This window comes from Cryobacterium sp. PH31-O1 (assembly GCF_030063455.1).
Taxonomy (GTDB): domain Bacteria; phylum Actinomycetota; class Actinomycetes; order Actinomycetales; family Microbacteriaceae; genus Cryobacterium.
Genome location: NZ_JASITB010000007.1, coordinates 159,552 through 176,374 on the forward strand (window position 1 = coordinate 159,552; position 16,823 = coordinate 176,374).

At 64.1% G+C, this 16,823-nt stretch carries 16 protein-coding genes; 7 read left to right on the forward strand and 9 right to left on the reverse strand.

The features are described from left to right. Positions 1–133: 133 nt before the first annotated feature. The gene (locus tag QMK31_RS14740; RefSeq protein ID WP_283501700.1) at positions 134–1,162 is read left to right on the forward strand and encodes a 6-phosphofructokinase; all 1,029 of its coding nucleotides are present in this window, start codon (positions 134–136) and stop codon (positions 1,160–1,162) included. Between the two features lie 43 nt (positions 1,163–1,205). Here QMK31_RS14740 and QMK31_RS14745 read toward each other — a convergent pair whose 3' ends face one another. Next, positions 1,206–1,460, reverse strand: coding sequence for a mycoredoxin (locus QMK31_RS14745; protein ID WP_283501701.1), 255 nt, complete (start codon positions 1,458–1,460; stop codon positions 1,206–1,208). A gap of 121 nt (positions 1,461–1,581) precedes the next feature. Between QMK31_RS14745 and QMK31_RS14750 the strand changes: the two genes are divergently transcribed. Genes QMK31_RS14750 through QMK31_RS14760 form a run of 3 tightly spaced genes read left to right on the forward strand, consistent with a single transcriptional unit; the run spans position 1,582 to position 3,573 of the window. Continuing rightward, entirely contained in the window at positions 1,582–2,055 is a 474-nt protein-coding gene (locus QMK31_RS14750) for an 8-oxo-dGTP diphosphatase (RefSeq protein WP_283501702.1), read from the forward strand. Beyond that, complete coding sequence (locus tag QMK31_RS14755; protein WP_283501703.1) at positions 2,048–3,244, forward strand: inorganic phosphate transporter; 1,197 nt, start codon at positions 2,048–2,050, stop codon at positions 3,242–3,244. The genes QMK31_RS14750 and QMK31_RS14755 overlap by 8 nt, the downstream gene beginning before the upstream one ends. Next, a complete protein-coding gene (locus QMK31_RS14760) occupies positions 3,241–3,573 on the forward strand; it encodes a peptidase (protein WP_283501704.1) in 333 nt (110 codons plus the stop codon). Before QMK31_RS14755 ends, QMK31_RS14760 begins: the two co-directional genes overlap by 4 nt. 38 nt (positions 3,574–3,611) lie before the next feature. On the opposite strand, the gene QMK31_RS14765 is transcribed toward QMK31_RS14760, so the two are convergent. From QMK31_RS14765 to QMK31_RS14775, 3 genes are all read right to left on the reverse strand, one after another. Continuing rightward, on the reverse strand, positions 3,612–4,451 hold the full coding sequence (locus QMK31_RS14765) for a PKD domain-containing protein (protein WP_283501705.1): 840 nt from the start codon (positions 4,449–4,451) through the stop codon (positions 3,612–3,614). Between the two features lie 8 nt (positions 4,452–4,459). Next, positions 4,460–5,122 (reverse strand): hypothetical protein, encoded by a 663-nt coding sequence (locus QMK31_RS14770; RefSeq protein WP_283501706.1) that lies wholly within the window; start codon positions 5,120–5,122, stop codon positions 4,460–4,462. 176 nt (positions 5,123–5,298) lie between these two features. Beyond that, complete coding sequence (locus QMK31_RS14775) at positions 5,299–6,576, reverse strand: uracil-xanthine permease family protein (RefSeq protein WP_283501707.1); 1,278 nt, start codon at positions 6,574–6,576, stop codon at positions 5,299–5,301. A gap of 119 nt (positions 6,577–6,695) precedes the next feature. On the opposite strand from QMK31_RS14775, the gene QMK31_RS14780 reads away from it, so the two are divergent. Together QMK31_RS14780 and QMK31_RS14785 are read left to right on the forward strand one after the other, a co-directional pair. Next, positions 6,696–8,261, forward strand: a complete 1,566-nt coding sequence (locus QMK31_RS14780) for a carboxylesterase/lipase family protein (protein WP_283501708.1) — start codon at positions 6,696–6,698, stop codon at positions 8,259–8,261. A 28-nt stretch (positions 8,262–8,289) separates the two neighbouring features. Beyond that, the gene (locus tag QMK31_RS14785) at positions 8,290–9,807 is read left to right on the forward strand and encodes an NCS2 family permease (protein WP_502853296.1); all 1,518 of its coding nucleotides are present in this window, start codon (positions 8,290–8,292) and stop codon (positions 9,805–9,807) included. Between the two features lie 53 nt (positions 9,808–9,860). Here QMK31_RS14785 and QMK31_RS14790 read toward each other — a convergent pair whose 3' ends face one another. From QMK31_RS14790 to QMK31_RS14810, 5 genes are all read right to left on the reverse strand, one after another. Then, complete coding sequence (locus QMK31_RS14790; RefSeq protein ID WP_283501709.1) at positions 9,861–10,622, reverse strand: FadR/GntR family transcriptional regulator; 762 nt, start codon at positions 10,620–10,622, stop codon at positions 9,861–9,863. Continuing rightward, on the reverse strand, positions 10,606–11,394 hold the full coding sequence (locus QMK31_RS14795) for a 3-oxoacyl-ACP reductase (RefSeq protein ID WP_283501710.1): 789 nt from the start codon (positions 11,392–11,394) through the stop codon (positions 10,606–10,608). Before QMK31_RS14795 ends, QMK31_RS14790 begins: the two co-directional genes overlap by 17 nt. Before the next feature lie 21 nt (positions 11,395–11,415). Then, positions 11,416–12,777 carry an aldehyde dehydrogenase family protein gene (locus tag QMK31_RS14800; RefSeq protein WP_283501711.1) on the reverse strand — a complete coding sequence of 454 codons (1,362 nt, stop codon included), beginning with the start codon at positions 12,775–12,777 and terminating at the stop codon, positions 11,416–11,418. Further along, positions 12,774–13,559: a gamma-glutamyl-gamma-aminobutyrate hydrolase family protein gene (locus QMK31_RS14805; RefSeq protein ID WP_283501712.1), complete on the reverse strand. Its 786-nt coding sequence runs from the start codon at positions 13,557–13,559 to the stop codon at positions 12,774–12,776. Before QMK31_RS14805 ends, QMK31_RS14800 begins: the two co-directional genes overlap by 4 nt. Positions 13,560–13,623: 64 nt before the next feature. Beyond that, entirely contained in the window at positions 13,624–14,991 is a 1,368-nt protein-coding gene (locus tag QMK31_RS14810; RefSeq protein ID WP_283501713.1) for a glutamine synthetase family protein, read from the reverse strand. 267 nt (positions 14,992–15,258) lie between these two features. Here QMK31_RS14810 and QMK31_RS14815 point away from each other — a divergent pair, with 267 nt between their 5' ends. Further along, positions 15,259–16,803 carry an amino acid permease gene (locus QMK31_RS14815; RefSeq protein ID WP_283501714.1) on the forward strand — a complete coding sequence of 515 codons (1,545 nt, stop codon included), beginning with the start codon at positions 15,259–15,261 and terminating at the stop codon, positions 16,801–16,803. Positions 16,804–16,823: the final 20 nt, after the last annotated feature.

Below are 16,823 nucleotides of genomic sequence, written 5' to 3' on the forward strand. Positions count from 1 at the left end.
GCCGATTTGAGTCGACCCCACTTCAGGCACCATGATTGTCCGAGCGCCCTTGAAAGATCGTAACTGTGACCGAGCGCGGGTTACGACATGATCCGTACGACACGACTCGTCCTGCTATCAAGATCGGCTAGCCATGAAGATCGGTATACTCACCAGCGGCGGCGACTGCCCCGGACTTAACGCGGTCATTCGTGGCGCTGTCCTCAAGGGCGTGCGCACGCACGACTTCGAGTTCATCGGCATTCGCAATGGCTGGCGCGGGCTCGTGCAGAATGAATTTATGCCGCTTGATCGCCACAGCGTGCGCGGGCTGTCGCGCCAGGGCGGTACCATCCTCGGCAGCTCCCGCACCAATCCCTTTGAGGGCGAGAACGGCGGCCCGGAGAATATCCAGCGCACCCTCGACGACAACGGAATCGACGCCGTGATCGCGATCGGCGGCGAGGGCACCCTCACCGCCGCGCACCGCCTCACCGAGGCCGGCCTGAACATTGTCGGTGTACCCAAAACCATTGACAACGACCTCGAGGCCACCGACTATTCGTTCGGTTTCAATACCGCCGTGGAGATCGCCACCGAGGCTATCGACCGTCTGCGTACCACCGCCGAGTCCCACGGTCGCTGCATGGTTGTCGAGGTCATGGGGCGCCACGTCGGCTGGATCGCCCTGCACTCCGGCATGGCCGGGGGCGCCCACGCCATCCTCATTCCAGAGCAGCCCAAGTCCATCGAGCAGATCTGTGACTGGGTGGAGCACGTTCGGAATCGTGGCCGGGCCCCGGTCATCGTCGTGTCAGAGGGCTTTCTGCTCTCCGGCATGGAGGAGGCGCACTCGACTAAGGGCCTCGACGCTTTTCACCGGCCCCGGCTCGGTGGAATCAGCGAGATCATCGCCCCGCTCATTGAGGAACGCACCGGAATCGAAAGTCGCGCCACCGTTCTGGGCCACACCCAACGCGGTGGCGCACCCTCGGCCTATGACCGAGTGCTCGCGACGCGACTCGGTATGGCGGCGGTCGACGCCATTCACAATTCGCAGTGGGGATCTATGGTGTCGCTGCGTGGCACCGAGATCGACGTCGTGAGCATCGCTTCGGCCACCATCGGCCTCAAGCGGGTCTCGCCGGCACGTTACGACGAGGCCGCCGTACTGTTCGGCTAAAGCTTATGGATTAGACCCCGGGCGGTTGGCACCGGTTGGCCGTTCAGGCGAGTTTGGCCTGCACCTGAGCCAGCGAGGGGTTGGTCGCTGCTGAGCCGTCCGGGAACAGGATCGTCGGCACGGTCTGGTTGCCGTTGTTCAGGCTCATGACCAGTTCAGGCGTTCCATCAACCTGCTCGATATTCACCTCGGTATAGCCGATCCCGGCGGTGTCGAGCTGCTTCTTCAATCGTTTGCAATAGCCGCACCAGTCGGTTGTGAACATGGTGATGGTTCCGGAAGCGGGTACAAAGTCCATGTCTTGATCTTATCGGAGCTGCCCTCGAATCCACTCCGCGCGCCTTCTGCTGAACCAGCCTTCTGCTGAACCAGCCTTGCGTGGAACCAGCATTCTGTGGAACGAGTATTAAGATGAAGTAATGACTTTGCCCCAGGTATGCGTGTGCTACCTCACTCGACTATCTCCCGAAGGTAACCGGCAGGTACTTCTTGGGCGCAAGAAGAAAGGCCTCGGTGTCGGCAACATCGTCGGCCTCGGCGGCAAGCTGGAAATTGGGGAGAGTGCGGTGGATGCTGCGGTGCGTGAAATCGCGGAAGAGTCCGGTCTTGTGGTGGCGGCATCCGCTCTGACCGAATTGGGGTATCTCACCTACCTGTTTCCGCATCGCGAGGAGTGGAGCCAGGAGTCGACCGTGTTCGTCTGCGACGAGTGGTCCGGTACCCCGCGGGAATCGAACGAGCTGAATCCGGTCTGGTGGGACGTCGAGAGTCTGCCGGTCGACGAGATGTGGGACGATGCCCGGCACTGGTTGCCGGGAGTGCTGGGCGGTGTTCCGGTGCGAGCAACCTTCACCTTCGGCGCCGACCTGGAAAGTGTGGTGTCTCGTGCCTGAATTCAGCCTCATCATCGTGCTGGTCATCGCGCTGGCGCTCATCTTCGACTTCACCAACGGCTTTCACGACACGGCGAACGCCATGGCCACCCCAATCGCGACCGGGGCCATGAAACCCAAAGTCGCTGTTGGTGTCGCCGCCATCCTCAACCTGGTCGGAGCATTCCTCTCGACCGAGGTTGCCCGCACCGTGTCGGGCGGCATCATCAAGGAGGGTGACGGTGGAATTCTGATCACCCCCGAGCTCATCTTCGCCGGCCTGATCGGTGCTATCGTCTGGAATCTCCTCACGTGGCTGATGGGTCTGCCGTCAAGCTCAAGCCACGCGCTGTTCGGCGGGCTGATCGGTGCGACCGTCATCGGCGTCGGCTCTCAGGCCGTCGACTACAACGTCGTCGCCGCGAAGGTGATTCTGCCGGCGCTGATCGCACCACTGATCGCCGGGATCGTCGCCCTGGTCGCGACGCGCCTGGCCTATATGATCACTCGGCGGGACATCGGCAAACCAGATGGCCGCGGCGGGTTCCGGTACGCGCAGATCTTCTCCTCGTCACTCGTCGCGTTGGCCCACGGCACTAACGACGCCCAGAAGACCATGGGAGTGATCACCCTGACGCTCATCGCCGGTGGTTTCCAGGCCGTCGGCAGCGGCCCCACCTTCTGGGTCATCGCCGCGTGCGCGCTCGCGATCGCGATCGGCACCTACACCGGCGGCTGGCGCATTATTCGCACCATGGGCACCGGCCTGACCGAGATCAAGCCGGCGCAGGGGTTCGCCGCCGAAACCAGCACCGCGGCCACGATCCTCGCCTCGAGCCATCTTGGATTCGCCCTCTCCACCACACAGGTCGCTTCCGGTTCGGTGATCGGTTCTGGTCTCGGTCGCCGTGGCTCGACCATCCGCTGGAGTATGGCCGGCCGAATCGCTCTCGGCTGGGTCATGACCCTGCCGGCTTCGGCCATCATGGGCGCGTTCGCGGCCGGACTGGCCCTGCTGGGCCCGATCGGCATCGTGCTCGACATGGTGATTGGAACCATCGTGATCATGGCCCTGTTCCGCTGGTCGCGGCGCAACCGGGTCACGCACAACACGCTGCTCAACGACATCGATGATGCCGGACGTGTGGTCAACATTAAGAAGACGCCGCGCCGCCCCTCACGCCGCGACCGCAGGAAGGTGTCGTTGTGATCGACTGGAGCGCATTCCTCATCGTCTCTGTGGCGTCACTGTTTTCAGCGGCACTACTCGTGAGCTTCTACTCCCTCGGCCTGCGCCTGCTCACCACGGCCGGACGCATCCCCCTGGTTGACCCGCTCGAGTTCACCGGGGCCATCACCGTTCTGACGCCGAAGAAGGCCGCGAAGCAGCTCAAACGAGCGCGGAAGGCGGCCGCAGCAAACCCGCTGACGCCCGGGATGAAACGCCTGGCGCTGTACGCCGGCTATGCCTGCTTCGTGCTCTGCGGCCTCGCCGTGCTCTACGGCGTCTACCTGATCGTGCCGGCCCTGCACACCTAGCCGGATAGCCTGGCGGTCGGGCGCCTGTTGTGACCGTTTTAGCAGCCGGGGCCGCGGGGGTTGGTGTTGCAGTCTTCGGCGACGAGTACGGTGGATTCTCGTGCGGCGAGGACGGTGAACGGGGCGGAGGGTACCGTCACGATTCCTACGACGGGTCGCCAGCCTTGGTCGCCGAAGCTGTAGTCGGCTCGGTAGTCGACGGTGAGCGTGACCGTGTAGGTGCCCTTATCGGTGTAGACGTGGCTGGTGGGGGTGGTGGCGAATTCGGCGAGGCTGAGGGACTCCCAGCTGGCGCCGCCGGTCGTGCTTGAGGTGGTGGTGCCGTCGCCGTAACTCCAGTGGTAGCCGATCGGGGTGAACATGACCTGCGCGGGTTGGCCGAGGAGCAGCCCTTCGCCGAGTTGTGCGGATGCGTCGGCCCAGAAATTCGCGGCCAGTCCGACGATGGTCCAGCCGCTGGGTTCCATGGCGGTGAGGGTGGGGTAGGCGGGGAAGTTTTGCAGGTCGGAGACGCGCACTATGGTGTCGGGGGAGCACACGGTGCATGGGGTGGCCAGGATGTTGGGGCTGACCCAGGGGAGGAATGTGCAGTTGCCCAGGGGGAGCGATTCGAGGCCGAGCTCATGGGGGTCGCCGCCGGGGCACACAGGCAGTTCGGCGGGGTTGTCCGACCCGCTGCTTCCCTGTCGGGGGACCGTGCCGGACCCGGCGGAACCCGAGGTGGCGTCCGCTGTCAGGTCGACGCTTCCCCCGTTTGCGATACCGTCCGTCTCGGGTCCATCCGGGCAGGCACCCGTCCTTAGCTGGGAGTAGGTGCAGCCCGAGGTGTTGGCGTGTGACGGCAATACCGGCGCAACCCAGAGCGCCGAAACTGCCATCAGGCCGATTATGAGCAGAAATCTGAACCGGACCATATTGGGGACTCCGAAATCAAGAGTTGATTTGAATTTGCGTTGGCGGTTACAAAGACGACAACCATTGGAGAACGTAGGGAGCCGTTCTCTTTGACTACAGAGTCACCAGCCTCGTTGACCGTGTCGGTATCTCTGAGATCGAGGCAGAGGTAGGTGCGAATTTCCCATGTGGAATCGGCTAGAGGCCTGGAGGACTGGACTGTCATCGAGTCAAACCGTGTCACCCCAATGAAAGACCAGCCCCTTTCCTTCATCAGCTCTTTCGATTGAACTGTGGCGTCGTGTTCCGTGCCAGTCGACAGGGCTAAAAATCCGATCCACGAATCGGATCCGATCTCACCGGCTGTGTCGCCAGCCGCGAGGTAATTCGAGTAGGCGGCCTTTGCCGCGGCCAGGGCCTCCTCGTTCGAGGCGAAGATCGGGGGAGTCTCGGTGGGCGCGGAGGTTGCCGCAGGGACCGGTGCCGCAGAGTCCGTGGGTGCCGGGGCGGGAACGGCCGAGCATCCGCTCAGCGCCCCGACGGCGAGGAACAGCGCGGCAGCAGAGCGAACAGCGCTGTGCGTGGGGCGGCGACGCGGCGAGGTTTGCATGCGGTCACCATAGACCGGATTGCTACGGTTCTTCGCTGTTTCCACAGGCTGGCTTTTCGAGCAGAATCGCGCTAGGAAGGCAACTCGCTGCATTCTTTTGGGCGCGCAGGTTCCTGCTTGAGCGCCCCCGATGTGGGCGCGCGCCACGGTAACCGGCGCAGCCTGCGGCCAAATGGGGCGCGGTCATCCGCTAAGTGAGCGGGGCCGTCGGAGGCGGCGGGTCAGGCGGTTTTGCGGATGCGACCGAGCCAGGTCATCAGGTGGTAGATCACGATGGCCGCTACCGTTCCGAGTGCGATGCCGTTGAAGCTCAGCGTTCCGGCATTGAGCGTGAAGTCGGCGATGCCGATGATCAGCGCGGTCGCCGCCGTGAACTGGTTCACCGGCTTGGAGAAGTCGACCTTGTTGTCGAGCCAGATCTTCACGCCGATGACACCGATCAACCCGTAGAGCGCCGTGGTGACTCCGCCGAGTACACCGTCGGGAATCGTGAAGATGATCGCACCGACCTTGGGCGAAAGACCGAGCAGGATCGCCACGATGCCCGCTACCCAGTAGGCGGCCGTGGAATAGATGCGGGTGGCCGCCATGACACCGATGTTCTCACCGTACGTCGTTGTACCGCTGCCGCCGCCGAAGCCGGCGAGCATGGTGGCCAGGCCGTCGGCGAGCAGAGCCCGCCCGGTGAGTCGGTTCACCTTCGCATCCGTCATTTGCGCTACACCCTTGATGTGGCCAACGTTCTCGGCAATGAGCACGAGCACGACCGGGAGAAAAGCCGGCAGTACGCCGAAGACGGCGGCCGGGTTCTCAAACGGGTTGGCCGGAGCGGTGAAGGGCGGTAATCCGATCCAGGCGGCCTCGGCAACCCGGCTGAAGTCGACTTCGCCGAAGAAGACCGCCGCGATATAGCCCACCACCACACCGAGAAAAATTGACAGGCGGCCGAGGATGCCGCGAAACAGCACGGTACACAAGATCACGGCGACGAGTGTGATGAGCGCGGTCAGCGGTGCCTTGTCGAAGTTGGCTTTGGCTACCGGGGCGAGGTTAAAACCGATTAGCGCAACGATGGCACCCGACACGATCGGCGGCATCAGCCGGTCGATCCAGCCGGTACCAGTGAGTTGCACGACGACGCCGACCAAGGCGAGCAGCACCCCGACGGCGAGGATGCCAAACAGGGCGCTGCTCATGCCGGCCGAGGCTGTTGCCGCGGTGATCGGTGCGATGAAGGCAAACGAGGAGCCAAGATAGCTGGGCAGTTTATTGCCGGTGATCAGCAGAAAGAGCAGCGTTCCAATGCCGGAGAACAACAGCGTCGTACTCGGAGGAAAGTCGGTGAGCAGCGGCACCAGAAAAGTTGCACCGAACATGGCGACGACGTGTTGCGACCCGATTCCGATGGTCAGCGGCCAGCTCAGCCGTTCGCCAGGACCGACGACTTCCTGCGCCCCGACCGTTTTTCCATCACCGTGCAGGGTCCAGGGCAGTGCCATTATGGTTCTCGTTTCTTCAGTTGCATGATCTGATTCGAGCGTAGTCGCCGCAGATAGCGTGCCGAGCAGCGCCGCTCGTCCGCACATCCCGGCTACCGCCGCGGAATAGACTCGGGTGCATGAATCAACTCGCTGATCCCATCACCGAGGCGGGTCTCGAGGTGCGAGTGTCCACCGGTCTGCTGCGCGGGGTGCGTGAGCGCGGAGTGCTCGCCTGGCGGGGAATCCCCTACGCGTCCGCCCCGGTCGGCGACCGGCGTTTTCGCGCCCCGCAGCCGGCCTCGGCCTGGCATGGCGTGCGCGATGCGAGCCAGTGGGGCCTCGTCGCCCCCCAGAGTCACAAGGGTCAGTTTCGTGGCGCTCACCCGCGCATCCCGCAGGGGGAGGACTGCCTCAATCTCAACGTGATCGCTCCCGACGAGCGGATGCGTCAGGGCGCGGGGCTGCAGGACGCCCTGCGCCCCGTGATGGTGTTCATTCACGGCGGCGCCTACAGCGTCGGTTCCAGCCGTGAGGTTCCGCGCCAGGGCGAGGGGCTGGTACGGCGGGGTGGCATCGTCTACGTCAGCCTCAACTACCGACTGGGCGCCCTCGGTTACCTGGATTTTTCTCGGTATGCCACGCCGGAGCACCCGTTCGAGAGCAATCTGGGGCTGCGAGACCAGGTCGCCGCCCTGCAATGGGTGCGGGAGAATATTCGCGCCTTCGGCGGAGACCCGGATGCCGTCACCCTGTTCGGTGAGTCAGCCGGCGGTAACGCGGTCACCACCCTGATGACCGTACCGAGCGCCGCCGGCCTGTTCCACCGGGCAATTGCGCAGAGCGCACCGCCCAACGCGGTGTATCCCAGTGACCTCACCGCGCGCTGGGCTGGCGAGTTCGTCGACACCCTGGTGGACCGCCCCGGCCCGCACAGCGACGCCGATGCTGCCCGCCTGCTGCTCATAACCGACCCGGCCAGGCTCGCCGCAGCGACGACAGCGCTGACCATGCGCACCCCCGACCAGGACCCGGGAACGATTCCGCTTTGCCCGGTCATCGACGGCGATTTTCTGCCGGAACGCCCACTCGACGCCTTTCGGGACGGCCGGGCCGCCCGCATCCCGCTGATCATCGGCACCAACGCGCGGGAAGGCTCCCTGTTCAGCGGTCGAATCGACATCCTCGCCACGACAGCCCCGCGCATCCGCGCCATTTTCAAGAACACCAAGAAGAAGGCGAAGAAAGCCCTCAAGGCGCAGTATCCGGGAATTCCGGCGCTGCGGGCCGCGCTCGATTTCGGCGGTGACTACTCCTTCTGGTACCCGAGCGTGAAGGTCGGCGAACGCCATTCCCGGTACGCGCCGGTGTACTTCTACCGCTTCGATGCCGCGCCGCGCCTGCTGCGGCTGATGGGACTCGACGCTACCCACGGCCTCGAACTGTTTCCGCTGTTCGACCGGCTAGACGGCTGGTTCGGCCGTGGCATGACAGCACTCGGCGGACGTCGCGCCTTTCAGGACATCGGCGCCCGGATGCAGGGCTGGTGGCTCGGCTTCGTAGCCGTCGGCGTGCCATCGGCCGCGTGGCCGCGCTACGACGAAACCACCCGCGAGACGCTCATTATCGACCAAACGGACCACGTCGAAGCCGACCCGAATCGGGAACGACGCCTGGCCTGGGGACGGTTCGTGCCGCACGTGTGAGGGGGCTGTGCGGTCGTAGACTGGAGCCTTGCGTCAAACGCCACGGCACCGGGAGCACACCATTAGCAGCACCGACACACCCACTCAAGCGGTCTCGCCGCAGCCGGCAGCACGTGGCCTGAAAGCCCGGGTCGACTCGTATTTCGAGATCACCAGCCGCGGCTCCACCTGGTCCCGAGAATTTCGTGGAGGAGTCGTCACCTTCGTGACGATGGCCTACATCGTCATTCTGAACCCGCTGATTCTCGGCGGGTTCAGCGCCGACCAGGCCGCCGTCGACGTGGCGGGCGGCTGGTTGCCCAATGAGCAGGTCGCCGCCGTCACCGCGCTGACCGCAGGCGTCATGACGATTCTGTTCGGCGTCATCGCCCGCCTGCCGTACGGCTTTGCCGCCGGGCTTGGCATCAACTCGTTCCTCGCCGTGAGCGTCGTCGGCCAGGTGACCTGGGCTGAAGCGATGGGCCTCGTCGTCATCAACGGCCTCATCATCGTGCTGCTCGCCTCGACCGGCCTGCGCGAACTCATCTTCAACGCCATCCCACGCCAGCTGAAAATCGCCATCACCGTCGGTATCGGCCTGTTCATCGCGTTCATCGGCCTCGTCGACTCCGGCTTTGTGCGAGCCAGCGGCGCGAACTCGCCGCCGGTGCAGCTCGGCGATGCCGGCTCGATTGCCACCCTGCCGACCACGGTCTTCGTCATCGGGCTCATCATCATCGGCGTGCTACTGGCGCGCCAGGTCAAGGCCGCGCTGCTGATCGGTATCGTCGCGACCACCGCAATCGCCGTGATTCTTGAGGCCATATTCAAGGTTGGCCCCTCGCTCGGCACCAACCCGGCCGGTTGGAACCTGAACGCCCCCGTACTGCCCACGAGTGTGGTGGCCCTGCCCGACCTCGGCCTGATCGGCCAGGTCTCCTTCGGTGCGTTCGAGCGCATCGGCATGCTCGCCGCCGTCATGCTCGTCTTCACCCTCGTCTTCACGAACTTCTTCGACGCCATGGGCACGATGACCGGCCTGGCCAGTGAGGCCGGCCTGGCCGATGCGGACGGCAAATTTCCGCGGCTGAAATCGGCACTGATCGTGGAGGGCATCGGCGCCGTCGCCGGCGGGGCCACCAGTGCCTCCTCGAACACCGTGTTCATCGAATCGGGAGCCGGAATCGGTGAGGGCGCCCGCACCGGTGCGGCCAACGTGATCACCGGCATCCTCTTTTTGGCCGCCATGTTCTTTACCCCGCTGACCCAGATCGTGCCGCTCGAAGTTGCCGCAGCCGCGCTCGTGATCGTCGGAGCCCTCATGGTGTCGCAGATTCGCCACCTCGACTTCACCGAATTCTCCAGCACCCTGCCGATCTTTCTGACCATCATCGTGATGCCGCTGACCTACTCCATCGCCAACGGCATCGGTGCCGGGTTCATCAGCTGGGTACTCGTACGCAGCCTGTCTGGCAAGGGTCGCGAGATTAGCCCGCTGCTCTGGGTCGTCGCGGTCGGTTTCGTGCTCTTCTTCGCGCGTGGCCCGGTCGAGGCGCTGATCGGCTGATTCGAAAGCGGATGTCGCGGCTCCCGCCCTCGAGATTCGCCCGCTCAGCCCGCCTATTCGAGAAAGCCGCGCAGGAGCAGAGCGGTGCCGCTTAGGTGCTCCCGCATGGCGTCGGCTGCGGCATCCGGTCGACCGGTGAGAATCGCGCTGACGATCTGTTCATGCTGCTTATTTGAGTGGGCGATGTTGGGTGCCAGCAGGGGAATGGCATCGAGCAATTCGTTGAGCCGCATGCGCACGTCGGCAAGGAGCGGCACGAGCGACGGGGAACCGGCCAACTCGCCGATGTAGAGGTGCAGGCGGGAATCGACGCGGCGGTACTCGTCGGCACCGGCGTCTGCGGCCGCCCCGAGGCTCACCCAGAGCAACTGGCGCTCCGGCGGGGACAGCACCCGCCCGGCGGCCGCGCGCGCCGCTCCGACCTCGAGAATGTCTCGCAGAGTGAGCACATCGTCGATCTCCGCGGCGGTGATCGACGGGTGTGGGGCTCCGGCCGGGTTTTCCGCTGCCATCACCGGCGGCGAGGGCAGCACGTCGGTGACGAAGGTGCCGCCATACCTCCCACGCCTGGAGATCAGGTAGCCGGCATCGGCGAGCGACCCGATCGCCTCTCGCAGAGTGTCACGACTGACGCCCAATTGCGCAGCGAGGTCTCGTTCGGCCGGCAGGCGCTCGCCCGGCGCGATCAGACCCAGCCGCACCGTCTGCAGCAGTCGTTGCACCGTCTCTTCGAACGTGTTGGTGCCAGAGACCGGCCCCAGGAGCAGATCACTGCTCAGACCAACCGTCGGCAAAACACTACTCTGGCGTGACATAGGCCGAGCTGATGCCACCGTCCACCAAAAAGGTGGAGCCGGTCATGAACGAGGAGTCGTCACTGGCCAGAAAAGCAACGGCCGCAGCGAGTTCCTCGGGCTCGGCGAAGCGACCGACGGGAATATGAACCAGTCGCCGAGCGGCACGTTCAGGGTCTTTCGCGAACAGTTCCTGCAACAGGGGAGTCTGGACCGGCCCCGGGCAGAGCGCGTTCACCCGGATGCCCTGGCGAGCGAACTGCACCCCCAGTTCCCGGCTCATTGCGAGTACTCCGCCCTTCGAGGCGGTGTACGAGATCTGGCTGGTCGCTGACCCCAGCACGGCAACGAAGCTGGCCGTGTTGATGATCGATCCGCTGCCCTGCCGAACCATATGGCGCAGAGCCGCGCGGCAGCAGAGGTACACCGATTTGAGGTTGACGTCTTGTACCTTCTGCCAGGCGGGAAGTTCGGTCGTCTCGATCGAATCGTCGTCGGGCGGAGAAATTCCCGCGTTGTTAAACGCCACGTCCACCGATCCATAGGTCTCGAATGCGGTGTCGAAGAGATGATCCACCTGGTCCTGATCGGTGACATCGACCTGCACGAAGAGACCGCCGACCAGCGTTGCGGCCGCCTGACCGGCCTTGTCGTCGAGGTCTCCGATGACGACAGTGGCGCCCTCGGCTCTGAACCGTTTCGCGGTGGCCAGGCCGATACCGCTGGCCCCGCCGGTGATGACGGCAACCTTGCCGGCCAGGCGCTGGGTCAGATCGATGGGAGTGATGCTCACAGGTTCTCCTTCAATGTGGGACTAGTCAACGGCGATGAAAACGTTTTTGGTCTCGGTGAAGTGCAGGGGGGCATCCGGTCCCAATTCTCGTCCAAGTCCGGACTGCTTGAACCCGCCGAACGGGGTCGAGTAGCGTACTGAGGAGTGCGAATTAACCGACAAATTACCCGACTCGACGCCGCGGGCCACACGAATGGCCCGGCCGACGTCCCTGGTCCAGATTGAGCCGGACAACCCATAGTCGGTGTCGTTGGCGTGCTTCACGGCATCGGTCTCATCGTCGAAGGGCAGCACGGTCACGATTGGGCCGAAGATCTCCTCGGTCACGCAGCGGTCGAGACGGCTGGAGGGCATGAGCACGGTCGGGGCGATCCAAAACCCCGCACCGGTCGGAGCACTCCCGCGAAAGGCGACCGGCGCATCTGGAGAAAGATACGCTGACACGGCAGCGTGATGCTGCCGTGAGACGAGGGGCCCCATTTCGGTGGCCGGATCGGTCGGATCGCCGACCCGCACCGCGGCGACAGCCGGTTCGAGCAGCTCCATGAACCGATCGAAGACGCTGGCCTGCACCAGGATGCGACTTCGAGCGCAGCAATCCTGGCCCGCGTTCTCGAACACGCCCGACGGCGCTGCAGCCGCAGCGCGTTCCAGGTCGGCGTCGGCAAAGATAATATTGGCACTCTTGCCGCCCAGTTCCAGCGTCACCCGCTTAACCTGGTCTGCACATCCGGCCATGATCTGCTTGCCGACAGCGGTCGAGCCGGTGAATACGACCTTGCGTACGTCGGGGTGAGTCACAAACCGGGTTCCCACCACCGATCCACGCCCCGGCAACACCTGAAACAGTCCCTCCGGCAGCCCAGCGTCGAGAGCTAGTTCCCCCAAACGGATGCTCGACAGCGGCGTCCATTCCGCTGGCTTCAAAACCACGGCGTTGCCGGCAGCGAGTGCCGGCGCGAACCCCCAGGCTCCGATCGTCATCGGAAAGTTCCACGGAGTGATCACGCCGACAACGCCGAGCGGCTCGTGAAAGGTGAGGTCGATACCGCCGGCGACGGGAATCTGCTGCCCGAACATGCGCTCGGGGGCTGCCGAGTAATAGTCGAGCACGTCACGCACGTGCCCGGCTTCCCAGCGCGCCTGCGTGATCGGATGCCCCGAGTTGCGTACCTCGATTCTGGCCAGGTTTTCCCGGTCCGTGTCAACGACCTCCGCAAATCTCCGCAAGACGCGGGCCTTGTCGGCGGGGGCCACGCCTGCCCACGCATTCTGGGCCACGACGGCGCGTGCGATCGCCTCGTCGGTTTCGTCCTGGCCGAGGTGTTCGACGGTTTCACCGATCGATTCATCGGCCGGGTTGACAACGGTGTAGCCGCTCATGCTGTTGCCTCTTCATTCCCTACTGGAGATCGAGCCGGACGCGGTGCGGGCGTGGTGCGGTGCGCGCCTGCCGCTCGATAGCCGCGGGCGGCGTCGACCAGTCCGGTGAACAGGCGAAGGTCGTCGGGCGACTGCTCCGGATGCCATTGCACGGCGATCCCGAACGGTACCGTCGTCAGCTCCACAGCCTGCACGATGCCGGCATCCGTTGTGGCGCTCACCCGCAAACCGGCGGCTACACGGTCGATGGACTGGTGGTGGTACACCGGCACCGCGGGAAGGAGAGTTTGGCCGCCCAGCAGTGCGCTGAGCGTCGATTCTGGTTCGACGGCAACGTCGACGACATTAAACACACCATTTCCGGCTTGATAGGTGGTGTCGCCGACCAGGTCGGGCAGATGCTGGTGAAGACTCCCGCCCAGAGCGATGTTGAGCACCTGCGCACCCCGACAGATGCCGAGGAACGGCAGGTCACGGGCGATGGCCTGGCGCAGCAGCACATCTTCCCAAGCGTCCCGATCGGGTCGGGGCTGGTCGGTCTGCGGGTGCGGGGCCTGCCCGTAGCGAGCCGGGTCGACGTCTTTACCGCCGGTGATGACCAGGGCGTCGAGCCCATCGAGCACCCGGTTGGCGATTGCGGCGTTCACGGGTTGGGGCGGCAGTAGCACGGCGATGCCGCCGGCGTTGGTGATCGCGTCGAAATAGACCCGGGGCAAAATCGCAGCCGGCACATCCCAGACCCCGGTCTGCGCTTGCTCGAGATAGGTGGTCAGGCCGATCACCGGTAGGTTCCCAGAGTTGTTCAAAGTCTCTATGCCGTTCAAAGTCGCAGTGCCGTTCAAAGTCTCAGAGTCGTTCAAAGCCGCGCACCCGCTCCCAGTCGGTCACGGCGGCGTCGTAGGCGGCTGCCTCGATGCGGGCGTTGTTCAGGTAGTGCTCCACGACCTCGTTGCCGAACGCCTCGCGGGCGGCGGCGGAACCGGCGAACAGTTCGGCCGATTCGCGCAGGGACGACGGAACTCGCGGCACATCGCTGGTGTACGCGTTTCCCCGGTAGGCGGGTTCCAGTTCGAGTTCGTGCTCGATGCCGTGCAGGCCCGCCGCGATCAGGGCGGCGACGGCCAGATATTGATTGACATCACCTCCGGGGACCCGGTTCTCGACCCGAAGAGCCGGGCCGTGCCCGACGACGCGCAGAGCACAGGTGCGATTGTCGAGCCCCCAGGCCAGCGCGGTCGGGGCGAAACTACCCGGAACGTAACGCTTATACGAGTTGATGTTGGGGGCGGAGAACAGGGTCAGCTCTCGCATGAGCGCGAGCTGTCCGGCCAGGAAGTGTCGGAACAGCTTCGACATGCCGTGTTCAGCTTCGGCGTCGTGAAAGACCGGTGCACCGCCCGGGCCCTGCAAGCTGATGTGGATATGGCAGCTGTTGCCCTCACGCTCGTTGAACTTGGCCATGAACGTGAGGCTCTTGCCGTGCGCGTCGGCGATCTCCTTCGCGCCGCTCTTGTAGATGGAATGGTTGTCACAGGTGGCCAGGGCGGTCGCATATCGAAACCCGATCTCCTGTTGTCCGAGATTGCATTCGCCCTTCACCCCTTCGCAGTACATGCCCGCGCCGTCCATGGCGAGGCGAATGTCCCGCAGCAGCGGTTCCATTCGAGTGGATGCCAGCAGCGAGTAGTCGATGTTGTAGTCGCTGGCCGGGGTGAGGCCGTGGTAGCCCTTCTTCCACGCCTCGCGGTAGCCGTCGTCGAAGACGATAAACTCGAGCTCCGTCGCACAGAACGCCGTGAGACCGTGTTCGGCCAGTCGGTCCAGTTGCCGGCGCAAAATCTGGCGTGGGGAGGCGAGCACGGGCTCTTCATCGAGCCAGTGCAGGTCGGCGGTAACGAGCGCTGTTCCGGGCAGCCACGGGGCCAGACGCAGAGTGTCGAGGTCGGGGATCATTGCCATATCGCCATACCCGTGCGACCAGCTCGACGTGGCATAGCCGTCGACGGTGTTCATCTCAACGTCGACGGCGAGAAGGTAGTTGCAGCATTCCGCGCCATGAGCGGCGGCATCCTCTAAGAACAGCCGCGCGGAGAGTCGTTTACCCACGAGACGGCCCTGCATGTCGGTGAACGCGACGATCACCGTGTCGATCTCACGCTCGGAAACCAGAACGGTCAAGTCGGCGAGGGTGAGGTTTCCGGATCGAGTATTCACTGGGCTTCTCCTCGGTGCGGTTGAGGCGGTGCGGTTTGAGGCGGTGCGGATGAGGGCGTCGAGCGGGTCAATCGTGCAATTTTCAACCATTAGATCACACTTCAGTCACCAGAAAGCGGCTCTTGAGCTTGGATTCACTGCCGTGATTTTTTGCAAAGGTATATACACCGCACCATTCAACCCTTAGCATCGTGGCAACCTCACTGAACGATTGCGCTCCGGCTCGGCTATCGCCATCGGGTGCGCGACGAGCGCAAAGGAATTGAGATGTCCAAAGACACCTTGAAAGTTTCGGGAGTGAAGTACACCACGGCGCAGGCCGGCTACTTTGAGAAGCGTCGACTCACGCGCAGCGCAGGCATCTGGGGTCTGTGGGGTCTGGCCGTGGCAGCGGTGATCTCCGGGGACTTCTCGGGCTGGAACTTTGGAATCGGTTTCGCCGGTTTTGGCGGAATGCTGATCGCCTTCGTGCTGCTCATTGTCATGTACTACGGAATGATTTTCAGCATCGGTGAGATGGCGGCGGCGATGCCGCACACCGGCGGGGCCTATTCGTTCGCCCGGGCGGCCATGGGACCCTGGGGCGGGTTCGTCACTGGACTCGCCGAGACCATCGAGTACGTCGCGACCACCGCCGTCATCGTGTATTTCTCGGCGTCCTATGCCGACGGGATCACGCAGGAACTGCTCGGGGTCTCCCTGCCGCCGTGGGTGTGGTGGCTCATCCTGTATGTGGCCTTCATTGCGCTCAATGCCGCGGGGGCAGCCATTTCCTTCAAATTCGCCATCGTCGTGGCGATCATCTCCATCGCGATCCTGCTGGTGTTCTCGGCAATGGCTGCATTCTCCGGGTTGTTCAACGGGGACAGTCTTTTCAATATCGCGCCGGATGCCGGCCAAAACGCTTTCCTGCCGCACGGAATCATTCCAATCTTGTTTGCGTTGCCTTACGCCATGTGGTTCTTCCTGGGCATCGAGGAACTTCCGCTGGCCGCCGAGGAATCGCACAATCCGGTGCGGGATATTCCGCGTGCCGGCCTCATCGCTCGCACCACGCTGATCGTGACCGGCCTGCTCGTGTTGTTTCTAAACACCGGAGTGGTTGGTGCGGCCGAGATTGCCGGATCGAGCGAGCCGTTGCTTGATGGGTTCCGGGCGATCGTGGGCGACGGCGCCGCAGCCGTGCTGGCCCTGTTCGCGCTGATCGGGCTCTTGGCATCGCTGCAGGGGATCATGTTCGCCTACGGACGCAACATGTATTCACTGTCGCGCGCTGGTTACTACCCGAAGTTTCTGTCACTCACCGGCAAACGCCAGACCCCGGCCATCGCCCTGCTGGTGGGCGCGATCATCGGTTTCGTTGCCCTCGTACTGGTCGATTCGCTCGGCGGGGCCGGGGGAGTTGCCGGAGCCATTGTGCTCAACATCGCTGTCTGGGGCGCCGTAATCGCCTATGTTCTGCAGATGGTGTCGTTCGTGCTGCTGCGTAAGAAGTTCCCGAATGCGAGCCGCCCGTACCGCAGCCCCTGGGGTGTTCCTGGTGCCGTCATTGCCGGAATCCTGTCCCTGGCGATTTTCTTCGGATTCTTCATCAACGAACCGGCACGTCCGGCGATTGCGGCCATTGCCGTGGTCTACGTGGTGATGCTCCTCGCCTTTGCCTTCTGGGGGCGCAAACGGCTGGTGCTCTCGCCCGAGGAGGAGTACGCGGTATCGGGCGGGTTGCACCGCGACCCTCAAGCGGATGGCTACGGCGGAAAGGTTGAAGATGAATTGCTCGCCCGCGACGGGAAGGACGACCCCCGCCTCTGACCTTTCGCGGCGAGATCTCG

What these genes read in the sequence shown, in the direction of transcription:
- QMK31_RS14815 (WP_283501714.1), top strand. Translation starts at nt 15,259, where the DNA reads ATGTCCAAAGACACCTTGAAAGTTTCGGGAGTGAAGTACACCACGGCG.
- QMK31_RS14765 (WP_283501705.1), bottom strand. Translation starts at nt 4,451, where the DNA reads ATGGCAGTTTCGGCGCTCTGGGTTGCGCCGGTATTGCCGTCACACGCC.
- QMK31_RS14790 (WP_283501709.1), bottom strand. Translation starts at nt 10,622, where the DNA reads ATGTCACGCCAGAGTAGTGTTTTGCCGACGGTTGGTCTGAGCAGTGAT.
- QMK31_RS14775 (WP_283501707.1), bottom strand. Translation starts at nt 6,576, where the DNA reads ATGGCACTGCCCTGGACCCTGCACGGTGATGGAAAAACGGTCGGGGCG.
- QMK31_RS14800 (WP_283501711.1), bottom strand. Translation starts at nt 12,777, where the DNA reads ATGAGCGGCTACACCGTTGTCAACCCGGCCGATGAATCGATCGGTGAA.
- QMK31_RS14740 (WP_283501700.1), top strand. Translation starts at nt 134, where the DNA reads ATGAAGATCGGTATACTCACCAGCGGCGGCGACTGCCCCGGACTTAAC.
- QMK31_RS14750 (WP_283501702.1), top strand. Translation starts at nt 1,582, where the DNA reads ATGACTTTGCCCCAGGTATGCGTGTGCTACCTCACTCGACTATCTCCC.
- QMK31_RS14745 (WP_283501701.1), bottom strand. Translation starts at nt 1,460, where the DNA reads ATGGACTTTGTACCCGCTTCCGGAACCATCACCATGTTCACAACCGAC.
- QMK31_RS14780 (WP_283501708.1), top strand. Translation starts at nt 6,696, where the DNA reads ATGAATCAACTCGCTGATCCCATCACCGAGGCGGGTCTCGAGGTGCGA.